The organism is Paenibacillus sp. DS2015, assembly GCF_050433705.1.
GTDB lineage: Bacteria > Bacillota > Bacilli > Paenibacillales > Paenibacillaceae > Paenibacillus_AQ.
Genome location: NZ_JBNPWS010000038.1, coordinates 1 through 23,885, shown reverse-complemented (window position 1 = coordinate 23,885; position 23,885 = coordinate 1). Strand labels below are relative to the sequence as shown.

Below are 23,885 nucleotides of genomic sequence, written 5' to 3'. Positions count from 1 at the left end.
ATGTGGATTCATCGATATGAAGGAACGAAAGAAGACGCTCGGGAATCGCTCCCCGGAGCGTCTTTATTTTTACATTTTGGTCTAATTGGAAAATAGAGCATCCATCTTGTTACTTACTACTAACCTATACCCATCCCGTGAACTCCAGTATAGACGCTTTCGCGGATTGCGCTTCGGATTGTGCCCCTTTACGCCACTCTTTGGGCGACTCTCTCATAAGCTTGGAGAAGCAGCGGTTGAAGCTGGAAATGGACAGGAAACCGACTTGTTCGGAGATCGAAAGAATCGAATCTTCCGTGCTTTTTAACAGCTTGCAGGCTTCTTCAATTCGTGTGCTGTTTAGGAAATCTAGAGGTGCAGTCCCCATAATTTCATGGAATTTTCTTCGGAAATGAGTGGTGCTTAGGTGGCACAGATCAGCCAAAAAATCGATAGCAATGGGTTTCATATAGTTTTTAGTAATATACTCCAGTGCTGGAGAGATGGCAAAATCGCCGTGCAGGCTATGCTCTGTTTCTTGATCTACCAATTTTTCATTCCTGGAATGAATTCTAAGGAGCTCTATATAAAGGGATAGCAATAAGCCGTAGGCACTTTCCTGGTAGTAAGGATTCTGTTGCTTTAATTCCTCTACGATCGAAGTCACAAGTGTATAAACCTTGGGATGTTGCTCCTTGTTCAATATACAGTTCATTCCCTTCACCACCCACAAATTCGGCTCGAAATTGTTGTGAGCACTTTTAAATGAATGTTGAAAGAGGTCCTCTGGTGAAAAAAAGATATAGGACCAAAGACTGGCTGTATTTGGCGAACTATAAGTTGTATGAGGAAGATACCTAGGGATGAAGGTTACATCGCCAGCTTTAAAAGGTACTGATTCTCCTTTGATCTCCATGATCCCGCTATCCGAATGGCAAATGCCAATCTCCAAATGGTTATGGAAATGGAGATGTTCACTTCTAATATCGGAAATTTTCCAACGTTCACCGCTTAAAAGCAAGATAGGGAAGTTTATCGGCAAGCTGTAGTGACGGTATTCAATGACGGGCTTCTTTTTTCTGGGCATATTCGATGCTCCCATACGTTGATTTGAGTTGATTATAGGTTAACGATATGCCAATTTCAAGTTGTGACAAAAAATAAATGGTTGAAATTGCGCAGTTTTTCTTTGAATATGCTTAGATTTAGACCATTTTTATGTTTACAATAGAGTTAATAAAGCGCTTTCAATAGGGCGAACAGCTCTCAGATGCCTCTGGAGGCGTGTGCGAAAGAGAGGAGAATAAAATTGCTTCAGTTAGATTATGACCGGGAAGAGATGTTAGGAGTCATCGACAAAGTTGTCAGAAAAACAATGGCGATGGATTTAACGTGGGACTGGCCTTGCGGTGTGGCTTATTATGGTGTATCCAGAGCCTATAAAACAACAGGAAATAAAGAGTATCTGGATATGCTTGTTAAGTGGACAGATGAATATATCGAGTTGGGCCTACCGAACTGGACGGTAAACACATGTGCCATGGGCCACTTGTTGATCACATTGTATGAAGAAACAGGGGACCAGAAATATTGGGATATTGTGATGAGCAAGGTAGATTATATTCGGAACGATGCGCTCAGATTTGGAGACCATGTTCTTCAGCATACCGTATCTGTTGCGAATGACTTTCCAGAACAGGCATGGGCGGATACATTGTTTATGGCGGCATTTTTTCTGCTCCGTGTAGGAACCAAATTAAACGATCAGGAAATGATCCAGGATGCCTTAAATCAATATTACTGGCATATCAAATACCTGCAAGACCCTAGTACCGGTTTCTGGTACCATGGCTACAATAATATCAAGCAGGATCACATGTCCGGATTATTCTGGGGGAGAGCGAATGCTTGGGGAGCTTATACCATGTCGCAAGTGAAAATGCTTTTGAAAGATTGGTATTTGTATCCGCAGTGCATGGACGTGGAGTGTTCGCTTCGGGATCAACTCGCGGGACTGAAGGTTGTCCAAACAGAGAACGGCTTGTGGCGGACGGTACTTGATGACGAGAAGTCCTATGAAGAAGTATCCGCATCTTGCGGTATTGCGGCTGCTATGATCAATAACGGCAATCCGCTGCATACCAAATATGTGCAAAAGGCACTGAAGGGTGTTCTTGAGAATATCAGCGAAGATGGACGAGTACTGGGAGTATCAGGCGGGACAGCAGTTATGAAAGATCGGGAAGGGTATCGTAATATTCCAAAAGACTGGATACAGGGCTGGGGTCAAGGCTTAGCACTCTCTTTCTTGTCCGATATGCTTAAATAGGAGGAATTCAAGTTGTCTAAACAAACTACGGGGAGCTTTACACTACCGGGAGAATCCGGTTATGAGGCACTAACCCTGGAATTAGCTGAACGTTGGGGTGCCGATGTCATCCGTGACAGTGACGGCACTGTGTTGTCAGATGAGATTATAAACGCAGGGTACGGCATTTATTCTACAATCTGTTTCATTAGAGATCATAACGAGTGGGCGTCCCAAAATCTTGATAAGCTGCAGCAGTGTTTCTTAATTACAAATCCGAAAGTAGCTGTACAAGATTATTTATCTGTCTATTTGATGGAGGATTTTTTCGCTGAACAATTCAGAATAAATGATTCCAAAGAGGCGCTTAAGTATTGGCAGGTTTGTGACAGAACGACCGGTGAGGAAGTTCCAAGAGAACAGTGGAATTATGATCGGGAATCGGGAAATGTGGTCATTACCGGTATTTCTTCTTGGCATAAATACACGGTAAGCTTCATGGTCTACCGCATATGGGAAGAAATTTCTATGTACAATCACACCGCGAATAATTGGGAGAAAGAGCATTTAATGCAGATTGATCCCATCTATGTAGAAACGCAAAGTTATCTGCTAGATTGGATGGAAGATTGGTGTCTCCGTCATAAGGAAACAACAGTTGTTCGGTTTACATCCCTTTTTTATAATTTCTCCTGGATCTGGGGCAGTAATGAGCGTAATCGCCATCTGTTCTCTGACTGGGGCTCATACGATTTTACGGTAAGTTCAAGAGCACTTGATTTGTTTGCCAAGAAATATGGGTATTCGATGACGGCCGAGGATTTTGTGAATGGTGGGAAATATCGCGTCAGTCATATCCCGGCTAGGCAGCGCAAGCTGGATTGGATGGCATTTATTAATGATTTTGTAATCGAATTTGGCAAGAAATTAATTGATATTGCACATAGGCACGACAAGCTGGCGTATGTCTTCTATGATGACAGCTGGGTTGGCATGGAGCCTTACAATGATCGCTTCGAGGAGTTTGGATTTGACGGGATGATTAAATGTGTGTTCTCAGGTTTTGAGGCAAGGCTGTGTTCCGGTGCAAAAGTGGATACGCATGAGATTCGGCTGCATCCGTACTTGTTTCCCATTGGCTTAGGCGGGCTTCCTACCTTTATGGAGGGGGGGGACCCTACGCTTGATGCCAAAAAGTATTGGATTAATATCCGGCGCGCTCTGTTGCGGGAGCCTATTGACCGGATTGGACTGGGTGGATATTTGCATCTTGTAGAGCCTTACCCGGATTTTTGCGATTATATCGAAAAGATTGCCAATGAATTCAGAGAAATTAAAGAGCTGCACCAAAAAGGCAAACCTTATCAAATGAAGACAAAGGTAGCCATTCTGCACACTTGGGGCAAATTAAGATCGTGGACATTGTCCGGCCATTTCCATGAAACGTATATGCATGATTTGATTCATGTTATTGAAGCTTTATCCGGATTACCGATTGATGTGCACTTCATTGATTTTGAAGATATCCGTCAGGGAGTACTACAAGAATGTGATGTAGTGATCAATGCCGGCTCTGCTGGTTCAGCATGGAGTGGTGGGGATTACTGGAAAGACAATAAGTGCGTTGATGTACTGACCCAATGGGTTTATGAGGGCGGTACCTTTATTGGCATCAACCAGCCTTCGGCGGTTGAAGGTTACGACAGCTTTTTCAGAATGGCACATGTTCTCGGTCTGGATGAAGATACAGGCGCAAGGGTAGCTCATGGAAGATGGGCATACGTGGTAAAGGACGAGCATGGGTTGATGCCTGAAGGAGCCAGCATAACACCAAAGAATAGCATTTATCTTACCGATGGGTCAGCTGCGGTAGTGGATGAAAAGAGTGGTATGATAACGCTGTCTACTCATGCCTTCGGTAAAGGAAAGGGGATCTACCTTCCCTCTTTCGAATTCAGCTTTGAAAATACAAGATTGCTGCTGAATATGATTCGCTTTGCGGGCAATGAGTTAAAGGAAACGAAGTACATTACGGATAACTTATATACAGAGTGTGCCTATTATCCGGATAGTAAAATATTGGTTGTTATTAACAATAGCGATCAACTTCAAAGAACTACTATAGATACGGAATATGGAAAGCAAACCATGGAATTAGATCCGTTTGACACCATTATAAGAACTTTTGGCGATTAATAAAATCGGCATAGGAACGGGAAAGCGATCCACGGTTATTACATTGAAGAGGCTCAAGTCTGCGGCTGTCCTGCCGATGCTTGAGCTTCTTTGCTGCGATACACCCATGCGCCCTTAACTTATTTGAAAAAAGGTTTCTTTATACAGCAACCTGGGTTAGGCGTCCCGAAATTAGATCATGCTGTGTGTCTCTGTTTACTCCACACATATTGTATGTCTAATATGGATGGTTCTTAATCATTATACATAAAAATATATTTTGTCATATGACAAAATTGATGACAACGCTCACTATGACGAGGAGATATTTTTACGTATAGTAGTTAAGAGAAAGTCGAAGAACTGCTTTGCGAAAATTAACTAGTATTGGAAGGGCGTGTGTGGTGAGAAAGAAGCTTGTTTCGGTTGTAAGTTTGCTGATTGTAGTGGTAAGTTCGTTGATAATAGGATTTTTTTATATTGAGGATGCTTTTGCAGCAGATGGGGACTCACAGACGATTTATGCAACAGAGGACACAACGTTAGTATATGAAAGCTCTGGTCATTTTCTTGATGAGGATGGGGAGGGTGTTCTAAGTGTAGGATACAGGGCTTACTATAATAATACAGAAGCTCAAAGTTTGTTAAAGTTTACTCTTCCAACAATCCCTGCCGGATATGAAATTGAAAGCGCTAGTCTCTACTTCCCAGTGACAACTGCTGATATTCAATCAATAGTTCCATTCTCATTAAAAGTATCAACAAGTACCAATCATTCCTGGGTTGCAGGGTTTGTTAATTCTAACACTGTTCCAAAACCGACAATAGGGTCAACACAAAGTATCCCTGTTTCTAATAATGCACCGATACTTGGGCCGATTGATATTACTAGCTATATTATAGAGGAATCTCTTAAGACTACCCCAAAAGCAACACTTATTCTATCGGCATTTTCATATGCAGATGCCGTAGCTTCAAATATTACTAATATGAATCATTATATTAATAGTGGAGAATTTAATGGTTATATGGATAAACCGCAATTAATTATTACATATTCAGAGATGAAGAATATTGAAATAACAGGCGTTGAGAATGATGGAATATATAAAACGAATGTTATACCACAATTCAACATTGGTACGGCAACGTTGAATGAGTCGCTTTTCCGAGTGGTACACCGGTTTCTGTAGAAGGTTCATATACACTAACAGTTACAGCAGGAAGCCAATCAGAAACGATTCATTTCCGAATAGATAAGACTCCTCCGACAGGAACGGTAATTGTAAATCAAGGCAACCAATATACGAATAGTATAGGTGTATCTGTTTCAGTAACCCCAGATGTGGGTGTAAATGATATTACGCATATCCGATATTCAGTTAATGGAAATCCATTTACGAAGATGTCTTATGTACCAAGCTTTATACTAGGTATAGGAAATGTTGACGGAGAAAAAGTACTGACCTTTAAGCTTGTTGATGGAGCTGGGAATGAATCGCCGGAATATCAAAGAACCATTACACTGGATACGGTAGCGCCAACAGGCACTGTTGTTATTAATAATGGAATCGCGTATACAACGAATCCTGATGTAACGCTTAATCTATCCTTAGGTAGTGGCGTGACAGATGTGGTAGGGGTACAATTTTCAAATAACAATAGTAGTTGGTCGGTTGTAGAAGCCTTTAGTTCTACTAAAAGCTATACATTATCAGCTGGAAATGGAAATAAAACGGTATATGTACGTTTATTTGATCGAGCAGGTAATAAGACCGAAATTCAGAGTAGTATCCTTTTGGATACAACAGAGCCAACAGGTACGGTCGTTGTGAATGATGGTAGGGCTTATACAAATAACTCCAACGTATACGTTGATATAACACCTGCAGCAGGTGTAACGGATATTGCTTATATCAAATACACAGTGATTGGATCACCGTCATGGATGATTCCTTACAATAGTAGCTTCCTACTGGATATTGGGAGTAGAGATGGAGCAAAAGCAGTTATGATACAACTCATTGATGGAGCAGGCAATGAATCACCAGAGTATAACTCAACTATTACGCTAGATACAGTAAAACCAACAGGTACTGTCGTCATTAACTCTGGAACCGCGTATACAACAAGTCAAGATGTAACTCTTAATTTTACATTAGGAGCAGGAGTGACGGATGTCGATAGTGTACAGTTTTCTTATGATGATCTTAAATGGTCAGATGAAAAAAAATATAGAGCAAGCATGAACTATACATTGCGACCAGGAGATGGCAGTAAGACAGTTTATGTACGATTTATCGACCATGCGGGTAATAGTGGATCAGCTCAAGCTAGTATTATTCTGGATATGACAGCTCCGATCGTTATCGGTGTAAAAGATGGAGAGAGCTACGATTCCTTACTAACAATTACTTTTTATGAAGGTACCGCAACATTGAACGGCAGTTCGTTTATAAGCGGCTCGTCTGTTGACGCTGAAGACTCCTATGTACTTGTTGTTACGGATGATGCAGGTAATTCGATTACCATTACATTCAACATCCTCAAATATAGAGTAAGCTACGACGGAAATGGAGCTACTGGAGGACTTGTGCCCATAGATAGTCAACCCTATGAGATTGGGAATAGTGTAACAGTAGCTGATAATACTGGAAGTCTAGTGAAAACTGGATTTACGTTTAATGGTTGGAATACAAAAGTAGATGGAAGTGGGACAAGCTATGCTGCGAATGATACATTCAATATAAGCGCAGCTAATGTCATACTCTATGCAGCATGGGATATTAATCAATATACATTGTCTTTTGAGTCAAATGGAGGAAGTGTCGTAGCGCCTCAGAATAAATCATACAATGAAACGGCTACCGAACCGACTGCACCTACGAAGCAAGGTTATTCATTTGGTGGTTGGTATAAAGAGATAACATTAGCAAAGCAATGGATCTTTACGAAGGATCTGGTCACAGCGAATACGACGTTGTATGTGAAGTGGATTGATAATAGTTCCTCTGGAAGTAATGGAGGTGGTTATATTCCAACAGTACCACAAAATTCAACGATGTATTTTGAAACCAATGGGGGAAACGTTGTAGTCAATCTGTCTGTAGCGAATGATTCAAGACTAGCAGAGCTACCAACCCCCACCAAGGAAGGATTTATATTTGGAGGCTGGTATCAAGATGTTGCATTGACCCAAAAGTGGGATCTTCTAACGGATCGTGTAACAAAAGATACAAAATTGTATGCGAAATGGATTGCAAACACTTCCCCAGCACCGAAGCCGGGTCAAGAACCAGAGCCAACCCCAGATGGACCAAAATCAGAACTTCCGGTTGTGACTTTTGAAGATATTTCGGGACATTGGGCTAAAGGAATGATTGAGGAATTGGCTAGTCAAGGGATTATTACGGGGTATCCAGACGGTTCGTTTCATCCGGATGAATCAATCCAGCGCCAACATATGGCCTTGATCTTCATGCGTGCTTTCGAGTTCGAAGCAACACGTGAGCCGGTATCTTTCTCTGATGTATCACCAAGCCATCCGTACTAGAAGCCGTTGTGTCACTGCAACAAGCAGGAATTGTAGATGGGTCAAAGGGTAGATTTAATCCAAATGAATCGCTGACTCGTGCACAGATGGCAAAAATTGTGGCGCTTGCCCTTAAGGTAGAACTAGGTGGAATAAGTACTTTCCAAGACGTGCCTTCAACGCATTGGAGCTATGCTTACATTGCAGCACTTGCAAAAATAGAGATTGTATTAGGTGATAACGGTAAATTTAATCCGGATGAACCTGTGACACGTGCACAGTTCGTCGCAATGATGTACCGAGCGTTGAATGCCGGATTGTAATATGAAGTAGTACGGATAAAAAGCGGCTCATAAGAGATTCGTGTAAAATGGAGTCACCACAACAACCATAACACAGGAGAATCAAACATGGGCTATAAGTTATTGATGATTAATAGGCTGATAAGAGATGACTCCTGTACGTTACAGGAGTCATTATTTGTCTACCCCACGAAATATTTGAATGGAGAAAACAAGGGCCTTAGTAAAAGGTGAGATAAAAAAGAAGAATGTCTTGGACGATGTGTCATCCAAGGCATTCTTCTTTTATATGGTCTTCGTTTTTAACTTTTCTAAAAGAACTTCCAACCAATGGGTGGATTGCTCTAATAGAGACCCAGAGTAGCTATTTATGAAATCTACTACTTCACGAACTGAATCATCTACATTAATTTGATGATAAATTTGATTCATATATTCTTTTTTTATCAGCGACTGTTCAATTTTTTTCTCGATCATAGGAATCACTTTGTCAGTTTCTACAAAACGAAGATACACAAGACCGACAATCATATCTGAAATGACTTCTGCATTTTCTATTAACTGATAAATTTTGAGTGGGAGCTGTTTACGTCCTTTATCAGTAATGGAAAATACCTGCTTGTCTGGGCGATGTTCTTCTTTAATGATCTCCACTTGTTCAATTAAACCTTGTTTCGAGAGGGAATCAAAGTGATAATACAGTTTGCTTTCAGATAGATTACCCATTTTATCAAAGGGAATAGGGGAGGATAGTTCCTTCTTTAATTTATACGGATAATTATTTTCATCCATTAACTTACTTAATATATAAATTTGAATTGACATCACAAACCCACTCCTAATCTTTTGGCTAATTACATCTTACCAAACTTAGGCGGGTATTTCAGCTGTATTTATAACTTCAATAGTTTGTACAGTTTCTTTAGTCACAGGCATTGGTTTATGAACAAACCGGACGATTACAATGTTAATCAGCATAGCACCGATAAATACGGCTGCTAATCCCCATAAGAATGGTGCTGGGCTAATAGAACCAAACATTTGTGCCAAATAAGCTTGTACAGAATAATACATCGGTGTGATGCGGCCGAACCAATCATAAGGTGTATACATCATGTCACGAGGCATAGTAGCACCATTGGCGATCGTTTGCATTAATAGGATTGGAATATTTAAAATCATACCGCCTTCACCAAGTAAGAAGACCATAATCGCACACACGTTAAATGCAGCCATATACATTAGAATTTGCTGAGCAGCGACTGGTAAAAGTAATGATAGTTCTACATCTGCAATAGAGAATGAAATGGCTAAGGCAACGACTGCTGATAATACAGCGATTATCAAGGCAGTTAATTGTACGAAAATAAATAATTTAGTCTTACTTGCTCTCCCTCGGCTCGCTTTAAATGAAGCAACTAATTGCAATGCAGCAATCATTGCACCAACATAACCAGCCATGGTTAAGAACATGGGTAACATGTTGTTGTGCATACCATCTGGAACATCATTGATGACAACATAATTTCCTACATAACTGTTTTCTATTTGAGCAGCAAGTGCTGCTGCTTGTTCTTCTGGTACGTTAAAGTTCTTTAACACGCCTTGTGCGGTTTGTTGAGAGAAGCTTGCGCTTAATTGTTTGTTAATTTCTCCTACAACAGAAGACATCGCTGAAGATACCATTGTGGCAGAAGCTTCATTGACTGTGAAATCAATACTCGAGGATACATCGCCACTTTGAACATTAGCGGAGAATTCTTCTGGAATATGGACAACTAAAGCTAACTTATTATGCTCTAATTCATCCATAGCCTTATTATTCGATACATCGGTTTTTATCGTTTTGAATGGTAAGCTTTCTGTAAATTGACTCGAAATCTTAGCCCCATATTCACCTGCATCATCATTAACGATAGCGATTTTTAAATCATCCATGTTCCCTGGAAGCGCCGTATATCCTGGTAAGAAAATACCGAGCATCGCAGCGGCATAGAACACACCCATAAAAATCGAAGCAATTGCCCCTTTGGATTTCAAAAATTGTGTGAATTTCACTGTATACTTCCCTTCTGTAAAACACTTTTATAAAAGCACTTTAATTAAAGTACTTTAATTAAAGTACTTTAAACTGACTGGAATTTATTCTACGACAATTAAATTCGAATGTCAATTTTACGAAGGATTCATCTGCGATATGATATAGACTCGAAATGTTGATTTGATGTAAAAATCGATTAGACATCAACCTTAATGAACAGAAGACACCAGGATTACTCCGAGGGCACTGAAAAATTCCACGCACATTTGTGTAGGATACCGCTGCGATTACGGATTGTCCTTTCGATCGCTGTTGAAATTAGATGGCTTACGCTTCTTCAGGACAATTACGTCACCTTTGCAACTTCGAATATTATCCCTTATATTCTGCAAGAACGGATTTCAATTTAGAAGCATCTTTTGCGCAATCTATTCGTGTGGAAGATGTTGTTTTTCGTATAATAAAGATATCAAATTCAGGCAGGTGTTTGCTACGTCAAATCAAACGATAGAAGCGTGGGAGAATGCCTAGAAAGTTGGTTACTTGGTCGGTAACCCTGATTTCATCTGGGCAGAAATACTTGAGGATTACCATTGGATGATCAAACAAATGAAGAAGCATCTTTCCCACTATCCTGACGAATATCCAATATGGCTATGGACAGAGAAGCCTGATCTTCGAAGAAGTGGTCATTTTTACGGAGGTACTCATGCTGTAAGCCTCGAAGTAGAGATTCTGAGTTTACAAGTATTATTATCCGATTTTGATGCATGGCATAGTGTTCTAAATGATAGCTTCTTAGCTTTAGATGAAGTTGAGTGGGATACCTTTTATCGGAACGAACTGAGCATGTCGAAGGAAGAAAGCTGGGAGCGTATATTTGATCTCGGGCTGCTGAAAGGATCGCCTTGGTGGAATGATTCTGAACAACATCTCCAAGGAGTTAGCGGAAAAATTGAAATCTCGCATGTTCGTAAAGTCAGAGAGTTTATTGCAAGAGGCAGTTAAATTTAGTTTAATCCACTTCCAAACCAAATGGGAGGTTTTTCATGCAAACATACGCTTGCTGACAGATTAGTGATGGGCGTTGAATCCACGAGTAACAGATTCTTAGGAATGTCCAAATGATGTTTCGTTTCCCGGTTGCATTTTGAAATAAGTCGATTAAACAAGTGTTTGAATAGTTCGTAGGGAACCTCACTGGCTTTGGTAGAAAAGGTAGAATAACAAACAGGGATTAAGCCACTTGTTACCGCTTGTCCAACGCCTGAACGGTAGCTATCCCACTGACCTAAAGCCGCATTCATAAAAAAGAGCAGGAGTTGGGTTGATGTAAACTTGGTTGTAATATCCTCGTATTTTAATTCTTTCATAATTTCTTTCACATCGTCTTCAGTCAATAGGGTTCGAACTGAGGTAGTGAACGTGGTAGACTTTTTCATGAGGTCGCCTCTTTCAAATCAACTTCTGTGGTGGAATTGATTTTACTGGAAGAACGACCTTTTTTTCAATATTATGTTCCCTTAATTTAGTTAATCAACAGGCGTCAGTTGTTGTATTTTCTTTATTGACGATAACGTTGGTATCGGAGCGAATAAGTATAAAACGTGGCTTCAACCGTTCCTCTTAAGATATCTACGAAATGTATAATAGTTGGGAATTAAGACTGGATGCTAGTGTACATCTGATAATAATATGTTAATAACAAAAATGATGATTAGGTGATTGTATTGAACAAAGAGCAGCATAAAGATAAGTAGGGACTTACAGCAACTGAGTATTTACAGCAGTATGATGTCAGTATGTTCGAAAGTCCGTCCGTTACAGTAGATATGTTAATTTTCACGGTAATGGATGAAGATGCGATATATCTAAAGGGAGGAATTCTCGATGAAAGCGATTATATACAGCAAATATGGTTCTACTGACGTTCTGAAACTTGCAGAGGTGGAGAAGCCCGCTCCTAAGAACAATGAAGTTCTGATTCAAGTACATGCTGCATCCGTAAATTCCTGGGATTGGGATCTGCTAAGAGGGAAACCGTTCGTATCCCGCCTTGGAGGGTTTCTAAAACCCAAACACAACATACTAGGTGCTGACATAGCAGGTCGGGTTGTAGCCGTTGGCAGAGATGTAAAACAATATCAGCCAGGGCAGGATGTATTCGGGGACATCTCTGGATGTGGGTGGGGCGGATTTGCAGAGTATGTATGTGCTCAAGAGAGTGCATTATCGCTAAAGCCAGCCAGTATGTCATTCGAGGAAGCAGCGGCCATTCCCCAAGCGGCTGTCCTTGCGTTACAGGGATTGCGTGATAAAGGACAGATTAAGAAAGGACATATGGTATTAATTAATGGTGCTGGAGGAGGTGTAGGTACATTTGCTATTCAGTATGCTAAATCTATCGGAGCAGAAGTGACAGGTGTCGACACGACGCTGAAATTGAAGATGCTACGTTCGATTGGCGCCGACCACGTCATTGATTATACACAAGAGGATTTCACCACAAAAGGGCAACAGTATGACCTGATCCTTGATGTGGTGGGAAATCGGTCGGTTTACGAGTACAAGCGTATACTACGTCACAAAGGCGCTTATGTCATGGTCGGAGGTTCCATGAACCGAATTTTCCAGGTTATATTCCAAGGGCCTCTCATTTCAATGATCGAAAAAAAGAGAATGGGTGTCCTTATACACAAACCTAACAGCAACGATCAAAATACTATGAAAGAGTTGTTCGAGGCTGGCCAAGTAGTACCTATTATAGATCGACTGTATCCATTAAGCGAAGTTCCTCAGGCTCTTCGGTATCTTGGTGAAGGACACACCAAGGGGAAAGTCGTCATAAACATGAACTATTTTGATTCCAAAAACCCCGAATATATTTGATGTTCAATCATTAGTGATTCAAGTTACCAATTGAGGAAGATAACCAAGGTGCGAAATTACCACGAGTACTCAACACATTTTACAACAACTACAATGGACGGTGGCTATTACAAAAATTAAATGATCCTTTCAAAAACGTAGCATATCTTGAAAAATAGACAATAATAGGACACCCGGCGAGCCTCGTAAGGGTCGTTTAGGTTGTGAACAACGATCATAAAAAGCAAGCTCATCCGCACCTTGATCCCGGTTCGGAATTTTTTTTACCTATTTTACCGTTAACTACTTCATCTGTCGTAGTAATTGTGTTATACTGCAACTACTACGACAGATGAAGTAATCAAGGGGGATACCATTTTTGATCAGCAGTGATGTTATACGTGGCTACAATGATACGCTGATCCTCTACATGCTGCTGGACGGGGAATCCTACGGGTACGAAATTTCCAAAAATATCAGGCAGCTGACGCAAGAGAAGTATGTCATGAAGGAGACAACGCTGTATTCCGCCTTCACTCGGCTGGAGAAGAATGGGTACATTGAATCTTTTTACCAGGATGAGAGCCTCGGCAAGCGACGCACATATTACCGGATTAGCCCGCAGGGTCTCGCCTATTACAAGGAGAAATGCGAGGAATGGAAGGTTACACAAGAGGTTGTAAACCAATTTATCAGGGAGTGATGATAGAGCATGGAGACGATCATAGTATATCTGAATAATATGTTCGCTGGTCTGCCAAAGACCTCGGAACTGGAGCATCTGAAGCAGGAGTTGCTGTCTGGGATGGAGGAGAAGTACCTGGAGCTGAAGTGTGATGGCAAGTCGGAGAATGAGGCGATCGGCATCGTTATTTCGGAATTCGGCAATATAGAGGAGCTGACAGCCGAGCTCGGCATCCGTCCAGCCGGACCCGAACAGGCTCTGCCTGTGCTGACGGAAGATGAGGTGTACGCCTATGCGTCTGCCAGACGTAGCTCCGGATTATGGACCGGTATCGGCGTTTTTCTCTGCGCATGCGGGGTGGCACTGTTGATTGTTCTTAGTACATTGTTTGAAAATAATGCTGATATGGCCGATAAAGGTTCGATGCTGGGGCTGGTCGGAATGATCGTGCCGATCGCCGTGGCCGTTGGGATGTTCGTTCACAGCGGAATGAAGCTTGAGCGCTTCAAGAGTCTGGAGCAAGGCTTCCAGCTGCCTTATGCGCTCAAGATGGCACTTCAGCGTAGCCAAGTCCTTTACGCTCCGACTTACCGCCTTTCTCTGATTACAGGCGTCTGTCTGTGCGTGCTGTCGCCGGTCTTTATCTTCGCGGCTTCATACGTCAACGATGACTTCGCCTCATTTGGAGTCGCTGCCTTTCTGGTAATTGCAGCTGTGGCAGTGTTTCTGTTTGTCTATTACGGGAATATTCATGGAACTTATACGAAACTGCTGGAGGAGCCGAATATCACTGCAGAGAAGAAGGAAGAGGACCGATTTGTGGGAGTTGTGGGGGCTGTGTTGTGGCCTTTGGCGACGGTGATTTTCCTGTTCACAGGCTTTGTCTATCAGCGCTGGGATGTCAATTGGACCGTATTCCCCATTGCAGGCATCCTGTCCGGCATGTCGAGTAATGTCTACCATATTCTGAAGCGCAGAAATGTTTCCTGATTGTGCTGACTGCGCTTTAGCCTGATAGTGCTATAATAGAATTGAGTTTGTATAAGACAAAAACTAAACGGACTTCTCACGAGGAAGTCCGTTTTTTTGCGGTTATTTGCTTATAGAAAGTTCAGTTTATTTGATCTGACGTTACTTGATGTTGTATCAGGAAGATGTTGTTCAGCTTGCCAAAATAGTAATATTTATTATAGACTATTTTCTATCGGTTCTTCGATTTCAAGAAAAATGGATCACCTTTGCATTGCAATAAGTTTAGGGGATTAAAAATATATGTAGTAACGAAATAAAAATTAATTTGAATCGGGGAAAGTAAATGAAGGTAATAAGAAAACAAAAACCAAATAAACTGATGATACTCTCAAGAGTACTATTGATTATTATTGGGGCTCTGATAGCTGCATATGGCCTAGAATCAGTATTAATACCCAACAACGTCTCAGACGGTGGTGTGACAGGTCTAAGTATCGTTGGCTCACAACTATTTGGATTACCGTTAGGGCTACTAATTGGAGTACTTAATATCCCTTTTGTTTGGTTAGGATATAAGCAAATTGGTAAAAGCTTTGCAATTTATTCCGTTATCGGTATTGCTTCGCTAGCGATTGGAACTAGTCTTATGCACCATGTACCAACAATTATTCAAGGGGATACATTATTAGTTACCGTTGTTGGTGGGATTATCATCGGTTTTGGTATGGGGTTAGCATTGCGTAATGGTGGTGCAATAGATGGGATTGATATGTTAGCTGTACTACTTTCACGAAAATTACCTTTTGGGACAAGTGATCTCATATTATTTCTAAATATGTTTGTCTTTATTGTTGTATCAACCGTATTTGGTCTACAAGGGGCTATTCTATCAGCAATCGCTTATTTCATCGCTTCTAAAGTCATTCATATTGTAGAAGAAGGGTTAAGCGGTTCTAAAACTTTTAAAATCATCACACATCAACCCGAATTAATGGTAGAAACTATTCGTGATCGATTAGGTCGTGGAGCAACATATAGTGATGCTTACGGCGGTTACTCCAATGAACAATTCAAAGAAATTACTTGTGTCATTAACCGTTTGGAAGAAAGTAAAATAAAAGAAATCATTCATGAAATTGACCCCAATGCCTTTGTTACCGTATATGATGTAGCAGAAGTTAAAGGTGGTAGTTTCAAAAAGCATAATATTCATTAGGTTCAAGAACGTAAAGAGGGGCGGGAGCCACCTCTTCTTTTTTTTATCTTTGTCCAATTGCAGTACACTATCGCTGTCCAGTAGTAACTGCTAAACTAAAGTGGACAGCATGTGGTTAAGATAAAATGGATGAAATCATTCAAAAATAAGGAAGTATCAGACAATGAATTTCGAAATGGTAATGCAGGAACTTGAAGCTCTCGGCAAGGAACGAACCAAGAAAATATACGTATCCAATGGGGCGCACGAACCGCTTTTTGGTGTAGCTACAGGCGTAATGAAGCCGATCGCCAAGAAAAATAAAAAAAATCAACCTTTGGCTGAGCAGCTTTACAGCACCGGGAATTACGATGCCATGTATTTTGCCGGCGTAATCGCAGACCCCAAAGCAATGACTGAAGCTGATTTTAATCGATGGATCGATTCGGCTTATTTTTATATGCTTTCCGATTATGTAGTGGCAGTAACTTTGGCAGAAACAGATATTGCACAAGAAGTTGCCGATCAATGGATTGCAAGTGGAGAAGTGCTGAGAATGTCAGCGGGCTGGAGTTGTTACTGCTGGCTTTTGGGTATCGACCGGACGGTGAATTTTCCGCAAGCAAACTTGCCAATATGCTTGAAATTGTGCGAAATACGATTCACGATTCCCCCGAACGAACAAAATACGTTATGAATAATAGCGGTTCAATTTTCTTGGGTAGTATTATTTAACTATTTCTGCATGGCTGTTTTCATATCGTAATGTTCGTTAAACTAGTAATAGAATGTGTAAGCGAGCAGCTTATGCTGACTTGATGTAAAAATCAACTAGATATCAGCCTTAATGAACAGAAAACGCAAGGATTACACCGAGGGTACTGAAAGAGGTACGCTTTTGACTTTGTGTATCTTTTAGCATAGAAAAAACAGGAGCGAAACGGCGAACGTTTCACCCCTGCTTACTGCATGTGGAATGCCTATATCTGACACGTCGTAACTAACCTAAGAATATAGAACTCTTGACCCGTCGTCTCATACCAAGCATCACTTTGATCTACGAAAACTGGATCTATATCATTACTAGACCCCTTAAGGCTGAATAAATTTCGCAAGTCGTGTACGGTCAGCTTCAGTAAAAAGTTCGATAAATTCACCGGTCTTTTTTAAGTCTATTGCATCCGAATTGTCCGATTCAATCATCATAATAACCCTTCTGTTCCAAATATTATCGAGATCATTGTCTATAGGAGAGGGGTATAAGCTAGATGAGTTGTTAACACTCTGGTTGATTAATGGAATAAGGTCCTGTCCACCTAAATATTGCTGCTTGGACTTATCCATAGAAGGATTAAGTAGATTTGTTATTGACTGAATATATTCCCAAGCTAAATCTTTGTTCTTCGAGGTATTGACGATTCCAGCAGCAGCCCCACCTTGATATCCTGACAGGCTGAGAGGTAATTCGGTTGCTCGCCACATTCCTTCCATTTCAGGTACCCAACTCATAAGATTGCTGACTCCCCAGGAGCCTGTATACATCATGGCAAGCTGACCTTTACGTAAAGCTTCTTGACCGGAAGCATCCCAAACCGAATTTCTGAATGCTAATCCGAATTTTCTGATTTCTTTGGAGATAATTAGCGCATTATCAAAATCCTCACCAGATCGGTTGAAATCCATGTTCTTATTAAACATGCTATTACTCATGGAAGAAATTTCAAATGGGTCTGTATAATGCTGAAAAATAAAGATATTCTTCTTCTTCAATTCCTTAGCCATATAAATCCAATTTTCAGGATATTGTAAATAGGCTGCCAGTTTATCTGGAGGGGAACCCGTTATCCTCCAGCACATCCGCTCTATAAAAGGTGAGAGCGGATGTGATCTCTATTGGAAGTGCAATTAATTTTTTTAGATCGAAACTTGAAGATATTGGAATCTGATTTTTAGGGATTATGTTCAGATATTCCTTACTATCATACGCTTCTGAAGAAAGATCTTCGAGAGCATCAATTCCGTTAAAATAATTCATCTGGATTCCATCTAAAATGATGATGTCAGGTCCTTCGCCGGTAAGGAAAGCATTGATATATGTTTCGACAATATCATTATATTCAATTAGAGTTGAATGTACCTTTACACCAGGATGTGCTGTTTCAAATAAACTATTAGAATAAGTCATATCGTAATAGGACCAGATGGTTAGTTCATCATGTATTTCGTCTTGTTGTTCAGAAGGTGGAGATTGTGAAGATACCTGAGTGGGTTCGAAGGAATAGGGTTCTAAGCTTATCATTGGGTTACTGCAGGCAGATAGGATCATTAAACAGAAGCTTAGAATGATGATAAGAAATTTGCGCACTATGGTCACTTCCATTCTGATTATGATAGTAGCTCTGAATAATAGACATAAGTGCTACCTCCTTCGGATTTAGCTTGGTACATCGCTTTATCGGATAGATTAAAGATATTCTCAAAATTCAAGTCATCTATAGGATATATTGCAATACCAATGCTCACATTCACTTCATGTGGTTGGTTTTCTATTAAGACTGGTTGAGTGAAGGCGGCTAGTACACTCTCACAAGTATGGTCTACTTCTTGTAGGTTTGTCTCAGTAAGAACCACAACAAACTCATCTCCAGCTAGACGGCAGACGGTACCATGACTGGTAACACGAGTTAAGGTTTTGGCGACATAGCGAAGGAGTTCATCTCCTGCAGCATGCCCCATGCGATCATTTACAATCTTGAACTTATCTAAATCTATAAACATGAACGCTGTTAGTTCGGAGAGGTCTTTATTTAGAACATCTAGCTGTTGGAGATATTGCATGAAGTAATTTCGATTGGGCAGCTGTGTGAGGTTGTCAGTAAAAGCCAACTGGCTGAGTCGTTCCTCAGATTTAAGTAGTTTTAAGGCTTTCTCATGCAAGCTTCTATTCATCTCTTCGGATTCTGCAAACATAGCAGTGAGTTTCTGTGAAATATGATCAAAGTTGTCTCGTAACCATTTAAGTTCGAGAATTGGGCTGTCTTGAAGCTTGAGTTTTCTGTTCTCCCTTATTTCTTCTGGTAGCTTGACAGTCGAATGAATAAGATTCATTAGATGAAAGATGATAAAACGACTGAGAATCCAACATACCAAAGCTGCAGCAGCTATACTTCCAAGAATAAAAGCGAAATTAACAGTATAAATATGATAAATATCCTTAGCAAAGTAAGAGAACGGTACTTCTATATGAATCTGCATATTTTGATTAGGTATGAGAGCATTATAGATAAAGTAAGAATGATCCCATCGAGCGGAATCGTAGTAGGAACGCTCTGGAAGCCATAAGTATAAATCTTTGTCAGCTATGTATACGGAGCCTGATTCTTTCCAGTATTGTGGGTCATCGTTGTTGATCCCTTGGGTATCGACTAAATTATATCCGCTGTTATCTGTAATTAGAATACGCACAGGTTCTCCTGAAGCTTCATATTTCTCAGTAATCTCTTGTAGTCTTCCTAATTGCAGAAGCGAATGTAAGTGGAGCAACCTATAATCCTTAGGTTCCCAATTCTGAAGTTGTCCCTGTATACCTGAGGCAATAGTAGAAGTTAGTTCGGTAGCACGCTTGGTAATCATATCACTTTGATACCATCCAATAATTACAGCGAAGAAAACAAATGGCTAAGTGAAACAGAATTTGGCGAATTGTGATGGCTTCCTTCTTTTGTCCAGTGATAGTCTTTCGAATAGGAGTATAGGTGAGAATAAGTTCGGCCATAAGCGCATTGGCCAGGCCATTAACAATAAGGACTAAAATCTGCAATATTGCGTCAGTCCCTAAACTATTTGTTTGTAAATAAATCAATAGTATGACTATAGGAAAACCGAGTAACAACCAGAAAAAAACGTCATAGAACACATATGATTTACTGCGGATACTTTGACAGAGGATAAGAAAAATAACCTCAACAACGATGAGCCATACGATCAACGGTTGATTAAAAACTTGCCATTGGATTAGACAGACAAGAAGGGCTAATATAATTGAAGTGTTTCGACCTAGTAAAGCGATTGCAAGAATGAGAAATAGACTGGATATATGAATGGAATATCCATATATTAATGGTATGGGGTATAGATATGTCAGCGTAACATACCAAATAGAAGAAGAGTAAGTCTGATATGAAGATAAAGGTTTTTTGGTTTCTCCACGATGTGCGCTCCCTGCTTTACGGTAGTTGTCAAGACAGTTGTCGCGATTCCATAGAATTTATGTAGTCATTTGAATTGTTCTTCATCAGCATCTATGACTCCATCTTTTTCGGGATTGAGCCATACCTTTTGATCCAGTTCCCAGTTACGTGTCTTTCCAGACCAACGGCTAGGATTTTTCGCTTTTGCTGCCTCATAGACTTGTATTCTCTTCTCAAAGATCTCCTCGGAAAGACCCATATGTCTTTGATTCGGGGTCAAGAAGTTCAATCCACTGTGGCGATGCTCCGAGTTGTACCAACGGACAAATCGTAAGGTCCATTCCCGAGCTTCATCCCTCGATCCAAATCCCTTAAGAGGGTAGTTCGGTCGGTATTTACACGTTCTGAAAATAGACTCCGCATTCGGATTGTCGTTGCTTACTCGCGGTCTACTTCGGGATGGGATAATACCTAGACTGTATAAGGTTTCAAGTAGAGTTGCGCCTTTCATCGGGCTACCATTGTCCGAATGTAAAATAAGAGGACTTTTTCGCACGGAACATTGCTCACTCAGTACGGTTCTGCGCATGAGCTGGCTTGCATATTCAGAAGATTCCTCATCCCAAATCTCCCAACCTACAATTTTGCGACTATATAAATCTAGGACGAGATAGAGATAATAAAACACCGGACCCTGTAGCCAGCTAATATCCCACATCAATACTTCATTGGGTTTGGTAGCACAGTGACTCGTAATGGGCTTGGAGCTGGGTTTCTGGCTACGTCCACGATGTTGCTGTTGCCCATGCTTGTGCATGACGCGGTAAAAGGTAGATTATGAACCGAGATAGATGCCTTGATCTGCAAGTCTAGGGACAATCTGACTCGGTGGTAAACTCTTAAACTCGGCTTGGTTAATCACTTCAATGATCTGCTGAACTTCTGTTTCATTTAGTTTATGCGAAGGAGCTCTCTTGATGGAATGGGGACGTTGATCTTCTAGCGGCGTTCGCTCACTACGCCAGCGCTGTAACGTCCGCTGGGTAAGGGAAAGTTCCAAACATGCCAGTCGTTCCCGTGCTCCTGCTTGTACGGCTTCTCCAATAAGTGTGATGGCAACTTGACGATCTGAGGCAGGAATCATTCTTCCTCGGGGTCCCCCCAGATCTCTCGGGCCTTTTTTCGCAACACCAGTAGGGCTGCGGTTTCGGCTAATGCGGCATCTTTTCTTTTTAATTCACGGGCAAGATTCTTGTTCTCCCGTTCTTTGTTTCGCAGTTCCTTTTCCAGTCTTGTTGCTTGTTCGGCAACGCCTCCGTTGGCTTGCATACACGCGTCACGCCATGCTTCTACTTGCTCAACAAACAGCCCTTTTGCACGGCAGTACTCGGACAACTCAATTTCACTTAACGTGGATGTCTCTACCACAATGGCAAACTTATCTCGGGTACTCCACTTCTCCGACTCCTTTTCACCACCAGGTATAACAAATCCGTTGGCTCGGGCTTCCTTTTGCCACTTATATAGGGTGCCTTCTGATAGTCCACTGTCCCTCGCGATCTGATTTACCGATTCATTATTTGGGGGCATCATCCGCAGCATAATCTGTTGTTTGAGTTCGTTACTATATCTAGCCATTGTCGCTCCACCTCATTCTCTCTTTTTAATTACAATACATTCTATTGAGAGGTACGACAACTATTATGACACAGGGGGTTTACTGGTGAATTATCTGTTAGTATAGCATATTTATACTTATCTAGTATGGAAGAACGGGGGCTGCATGAACTCCATCACAACTTATATTTTATATGAGAATCAATTTCATAAATCATCTTCACAGTAATCAGACTAACCGAATAATTAACGCATTCATTTTTAAAATTAGGGGCTACGCAGTTAATTTATTTGCTTTAGTACTTTGGTTCAAACGGTCAACGGTAAGTTTACAAGCATTGTATGTCAGACAAGCTAGTTCAAAATCGACTTTGGCCAATGCTCCGCGATGACGACTGTTGTTCAGTTGAAAGTATTCCTTCAAATATGCATTCACGCGTTCTACAGCTGTTCTTTTTTTATATTGTTCATAGTAGCTATCGCTACCACGAGCTGGGACAGTGTATCTTCTCGGATGATCATCGACCTTTTTCTTGAATACCTTCTGGCATTGTCCATCGTTAAACGGACACTCTTTACACTCTTTCGGCTACGTGTATTTTATGCTTTGGTATTTCGAGTCAAAACTATCATATCGGTAAGAATGCCCTTCTTTACAGATCGGACGAAAATACTTATCCGCATCGGGATCTGGTTGTTCGTTACGACGGTTGTAATCGATGAGCGCTCTGGCTCCCATTTCCTGAACTTGCTTGTAAATCGGTACTAAATCATACCCAGCATCCGCGAGCACATGAGAAACTGGTAAATCAGGGTGCCTTTCGGCAAGTCCCTTATGTAAGGGGATCGCCATCTTGCCATCGTTAATGTTACCGGAAGAAAGTAATGCTGTAAGGATATATTGCTTTTTACAATCGACGACAAGATGCGCTTTAAAACCATACCAGAACACATTTTTTCCTTGGGAGTTCTTCTTTACGCCCCAGGCAGGGTTCAATGGGATTTCCTCCACCAACTCTTCATACGAGTAAGACAATTGTGCTTCTACTTTCTTCTCGAACAGGGGACGATTCTCTTCAAGTTCTAACTGTTCCTTTAACCATTGCTCTCGCTCATCCTTGGATTTTCGGCCACGTTTTTTCTTGGGGGGTTCAGTTGCTAGTTGGTTCGGTTCGTCTTTCTTCTTCTCCGGTTGGCGATCTCTAGCTTCAACATGAGTGGCATCCATAGCGATCTCGGATGCATCAATAAACCCTTCTTGAAAGGCTTGTTGAACTAATTTTTCATTGGACTGCTGAAAAACTTGGGATCTTTGAAGCTTTTGGATTAACCGCGTATATGAAGCTTCACTTGGAATTCGATCGGAACCGGAAAAGCCACAGTCCATACTAAATTCAATACTTCTATTTAAGCGATTTCTTAGATCTTTAATGGTCGGGATCCGTTCGACGATCCGAATGAACAGCGAGTGAAGCATAGCTGCATAATTGAGCTGTGTTGGCGCCCCTAGAAATGCCTTCTTAGAAACAACACGTAAGAATGGATTAATATCTAACGTTTCAAAGTGATAGCCGTAGGTATCTTTGGGTGACATTTCCAGCAAGTCTTGCAAGGAAAACAAACTTTCTTGTTGAATACTATACATCTGGAGTTCTTCCTTTCTCTCTCTCGGTGTTTGGTAGCGGTACTTAACACTTCGAGATTTGTGGAGGTACTCCTTTTTTCATGCTCTAAAAACTCAAGCTCAGTAAGGCTTTGGAATTATGAAATTAATTCATGAATATATTTATTCGCTATTAAGTGTATAAATCCTATAAATCAATTAAAGGGTGAATATGTTAATTTTTACTGTATTGGATGAAGATGAAGATAACTACTGAAGCTACCTGAAAAATTGATTCAAAGAGGCGGTTCAACCCACAGTGGCGGGTCTGTCAATAGTTTTGTGTAAACTCTTTTAATATGGCTTCTCCCCGAGGGGAGATAAAAATCATTTCACATACTGCCCAACACGTTCTGGA

At 40.9% G+C, this 23,885-nt stretch carries 17 protein-coding genes and 4 pseudogenes; 12 read left to right on the top strand and 9 right to left on the bottom strand.

From position 1 onward, the window contains the following. Positions 1-124: 124 nt before the first annotated feature. On the bottom strand, positions 125-1,066 hold the full coding sequence (locus tag J2T13_RS22965; protein ID WP_429374717.1) for a helix-turn-helix domain-containing protein: 942 nt from the start codon (positions 1,064-1,066) through the stop codon (positions 125-127). A gap of 222 nt (positions 1,067-1,288) precedes the next feature. Here J2T13_RS22965 and J2T13_RS22960 point away from each other — a divergent pair, with 222 nt between their 5' ends. The 5 genes from J2T13_RS22960 (at position 1,289) to J2T13_RS22940 (ending at position 8,317) form a co-directional block, all read left to right on the top strand. Continuing rightward, on the top strand, positions 1,289-2,308 hold the full coding sequence (locus J2T13_RS22960; RefSeq protein ID WP_429374716.1) for a glycoside hydrolase family 88/105 protein: 1,020 nt from the start codon (positions 1,289-1,291) through the stop codon (positions 2,306-2,308). Between the two features lie 12 nt (positions 2,309-2,320). Next, positions 2,321-4,483, top strand: coding sequence for a 1,3-beta-galactosyl-N-acetylhexosamine phosphorylase (gene gnpA, locus J2T13_RS22955; protein ID WP_429374714.1), 2,163 nt, complete (start codon positions 2,321-2,323; stop codon positions 4,481-4,483). Positions 4,484-4,866: 383 nt separating this feature from the next. Continuing rightward, the gene (locus J2T13_RS22950) at positions 4,867-5,655 is read left to right on the top strand and encodes a DNRLRE domain-containing protein (protein WP_429374713.1); all 789 of its coding nucleotides are present in this window, start codon (positions 4,867-4,869) and stop codon (positions 5,653-5,655) included. 152 nt (positions 5,656-5,807) lie between these two features. Next, positions 5,808-8,015, top strand: a complete 2,208-nt coding sequence (locus J2T13_RS22945; RefSeq protein ID WP_429374712.1) for an InlB B-repeat-containing protein — start codon at positions 5,808-5,810, stop codon at positions 8,013-8,015. Positions 8,016-8,023: 8 nt separating this feature from the next. Next, complete coding sequence (locus J2T13_RS22940; protein WP_429374711.1) at positions 8,024-8,317, top strand: S-layer homology domain-containing protein; 294 nt, start codon at positions 8,024-8,026, stop codon at positions 8,315-8,317. Positions 8,318-8,581: 264 nt separating this feature from the next. Here J2T13_RS22940 and J2T13_RS22935 read toward each other — a convergent pair whose 3' ends face one another. Both J2T13_RS22935 and J2T13_RS22930 read right to left on the bottom strand, forming a co-directional pair. Then, entirely contained in the window at positions 8,582-9,121 is a 540-nt protein-coding gene (locus tag J2T13_RS22935; RefSeq protein WP_429374709.1) for a PadR family transcriptional regulator, read from the bottom strand. 45 nt (positions 9,122-9,166) lie between these two features. Further along, on the bottom strand, positions 9,167-10,354 hold the full coding sequence (locus J2T13_RS22930) for a YhgE/Pip domain-containing protein (RefSeq protein WP_429374708.1): 1,188 nt from the start codon (positions 10,352-10,354) through the stop codon (positions 9,167-9,169). Positions 10,355-10,880: 526 nt separating this feature from the next. Here J2T13_RS22930 and J2T13_RS22925 point away from each other — a divergent pair. Beyond that, positions 10,881-11,345: a DUF3841 domain-containing protein gene (locus tag J2T13_RS22925; RefSeq protein ID WP_429374706.1), complete on the top strand. Its 465-nt coding sequence runs from the start codon at positions 10,881-10,883 to the stop codon at positions 11,343-11,345. A gap of 2 nt (positions 11,346-11,347) precedes the next feature. On the opposite strand, the gene J2T13_RS22920 is transcribed toward J2T13_RS22925, so the two are convergent. Beyond that, positions 11,348-11,779: a hypothetical protein gene (locus J2T13_RS22920; protein ID WP_429374705.1), complete on the bottom strand. Its 432-nt coding sequence runs from the start codon at positions 11,777-11,779 to the stop codon at positions 11,348-11,350. 318 nt (positions 11,780-12,097) lie between these two features. On the opposite strand from J2T13_RS22920, the pseudogene J2T13_RS22915 reads away from it, so the two are divergent. The 6 genes and pseudogenes from J2T13_RS22915 to J2T13_RS22890 form a co-directional block, all read left to right on the top strand. Further along, positions 12,098-12,196: pseudogene (locus J2T13_RS22915) on the top strand (ADP-ribose pyrophosphatase); the annotation flags it as partial. A 31-nt stretch (positions 12,197-12,227) separates the two neighbouring features. After that, a complete protein-coding gene (locus J2T13_RS22910) occupies positions 12,228-13,226 on the top strand; it encodes an NAD(P)-dependent alcohol dehydrogenase (RefSeq protein ID WP_429374703.1) in 999 nt (332 codons plus the stop codon). Between the two features lie 358 nt (positions 13,227-13,584). Further along, positions 13,585-13,908, top strand: a complete 324-nt coding sequence (locus J2T13_RS22905; RefSeq protein ID WP_429374702.1) for a PadR family transcriptional regulator — start codon at positions 13,585-13,587, stop codon at positions 13,906-13,908. Between the two features lie 9 nt (positions 13,909-13,917). Next, positions 13,918-14,880, top strand: a complete 963-nt coding sequence (locus J2T13_RS22900; protein ID WP_429374700.1) for a permease prefix domain 1-containing protein — start codon at positions 13,918-13,920, stop codon at positions 14,878-14,880. Positions 14,881-15,205: 325 nt separating this feature from the next. Further along, on the top strand, positions 15,206-16,078 hold the full coding sequence (locus tag J2T13_RS22895) for a YitT family protein (RefSeq protein WP_429374699.1): 873 nt from the start codon (positions 15,206-15,208) through the stop codon (positions 16,076-16,078). Between the two features lie 163 nt (positions 16,079-16,241). Continuing rightward, positions 16,242-16,759: pseudogene (locus J2T13_RS22890) on the top strand (DNA alkylation repair protein); the annotation flags it as partial. Positions 16,760-17,149: 390 nt separating this feature from the next. Here the strand turns inward: J2T13_RS22890 and J2T13_RS22885 are convergent. The 5 genes and pseudogenes from J2T13_RS22885 to J2T13_RS22865 form a co-directional block, all read right to left on the bottom strand. Then, entirely contained in the window at positions 17,150-17,839 is a 690-nt protein-coding gene (locus tag J2T13_RS22885; RefSeq protein WP_429374698.1) for a hypothetical protein, read from the bottom strand. A gap of 40 nt (positions 17,840-17,879) precedes the next feature. Then, positions 17,880-18,356 carry an extracellular solute-binding protein gene (locus J2T13_RS22880; RefSeq protein WP_429374697.1) on the bottom strand — a complete coding sequence of 159 codons (477 nt, stop codon included), beginning with the start codon at positions 18,354-18,356 and terminating at the stop codon, positions 17,880-17,882. Positions 18,357-18,442: 86 nt separating this feature from the next. After that, positions 18,443-19,690, bottom strand: coding sequence for a diguanylate cyclase domain-containing protein (locus J2T13_RS22875; protein ID WP_429374696.1), 1,248 nt, complete (start codon positions 19,688-19,690; stop codon positions 18,443-18,445). 642 nt (positions 19,691-20,332) lie between these two features. Then, a pseudogene (locus J2T13_RS22870) lies at positions 20,333-21,885 on the bottom strand (IS3 family transposase). 253 nt (positions 21,886-22,138) lie between these two features. Next, positions 22,139-23,509 (bottom strand): annotated as a pseudogene (locus J2T13_RS22865) (transposase). Positions 23,510-23,885 lie beyond the last annotated feature (376 nt).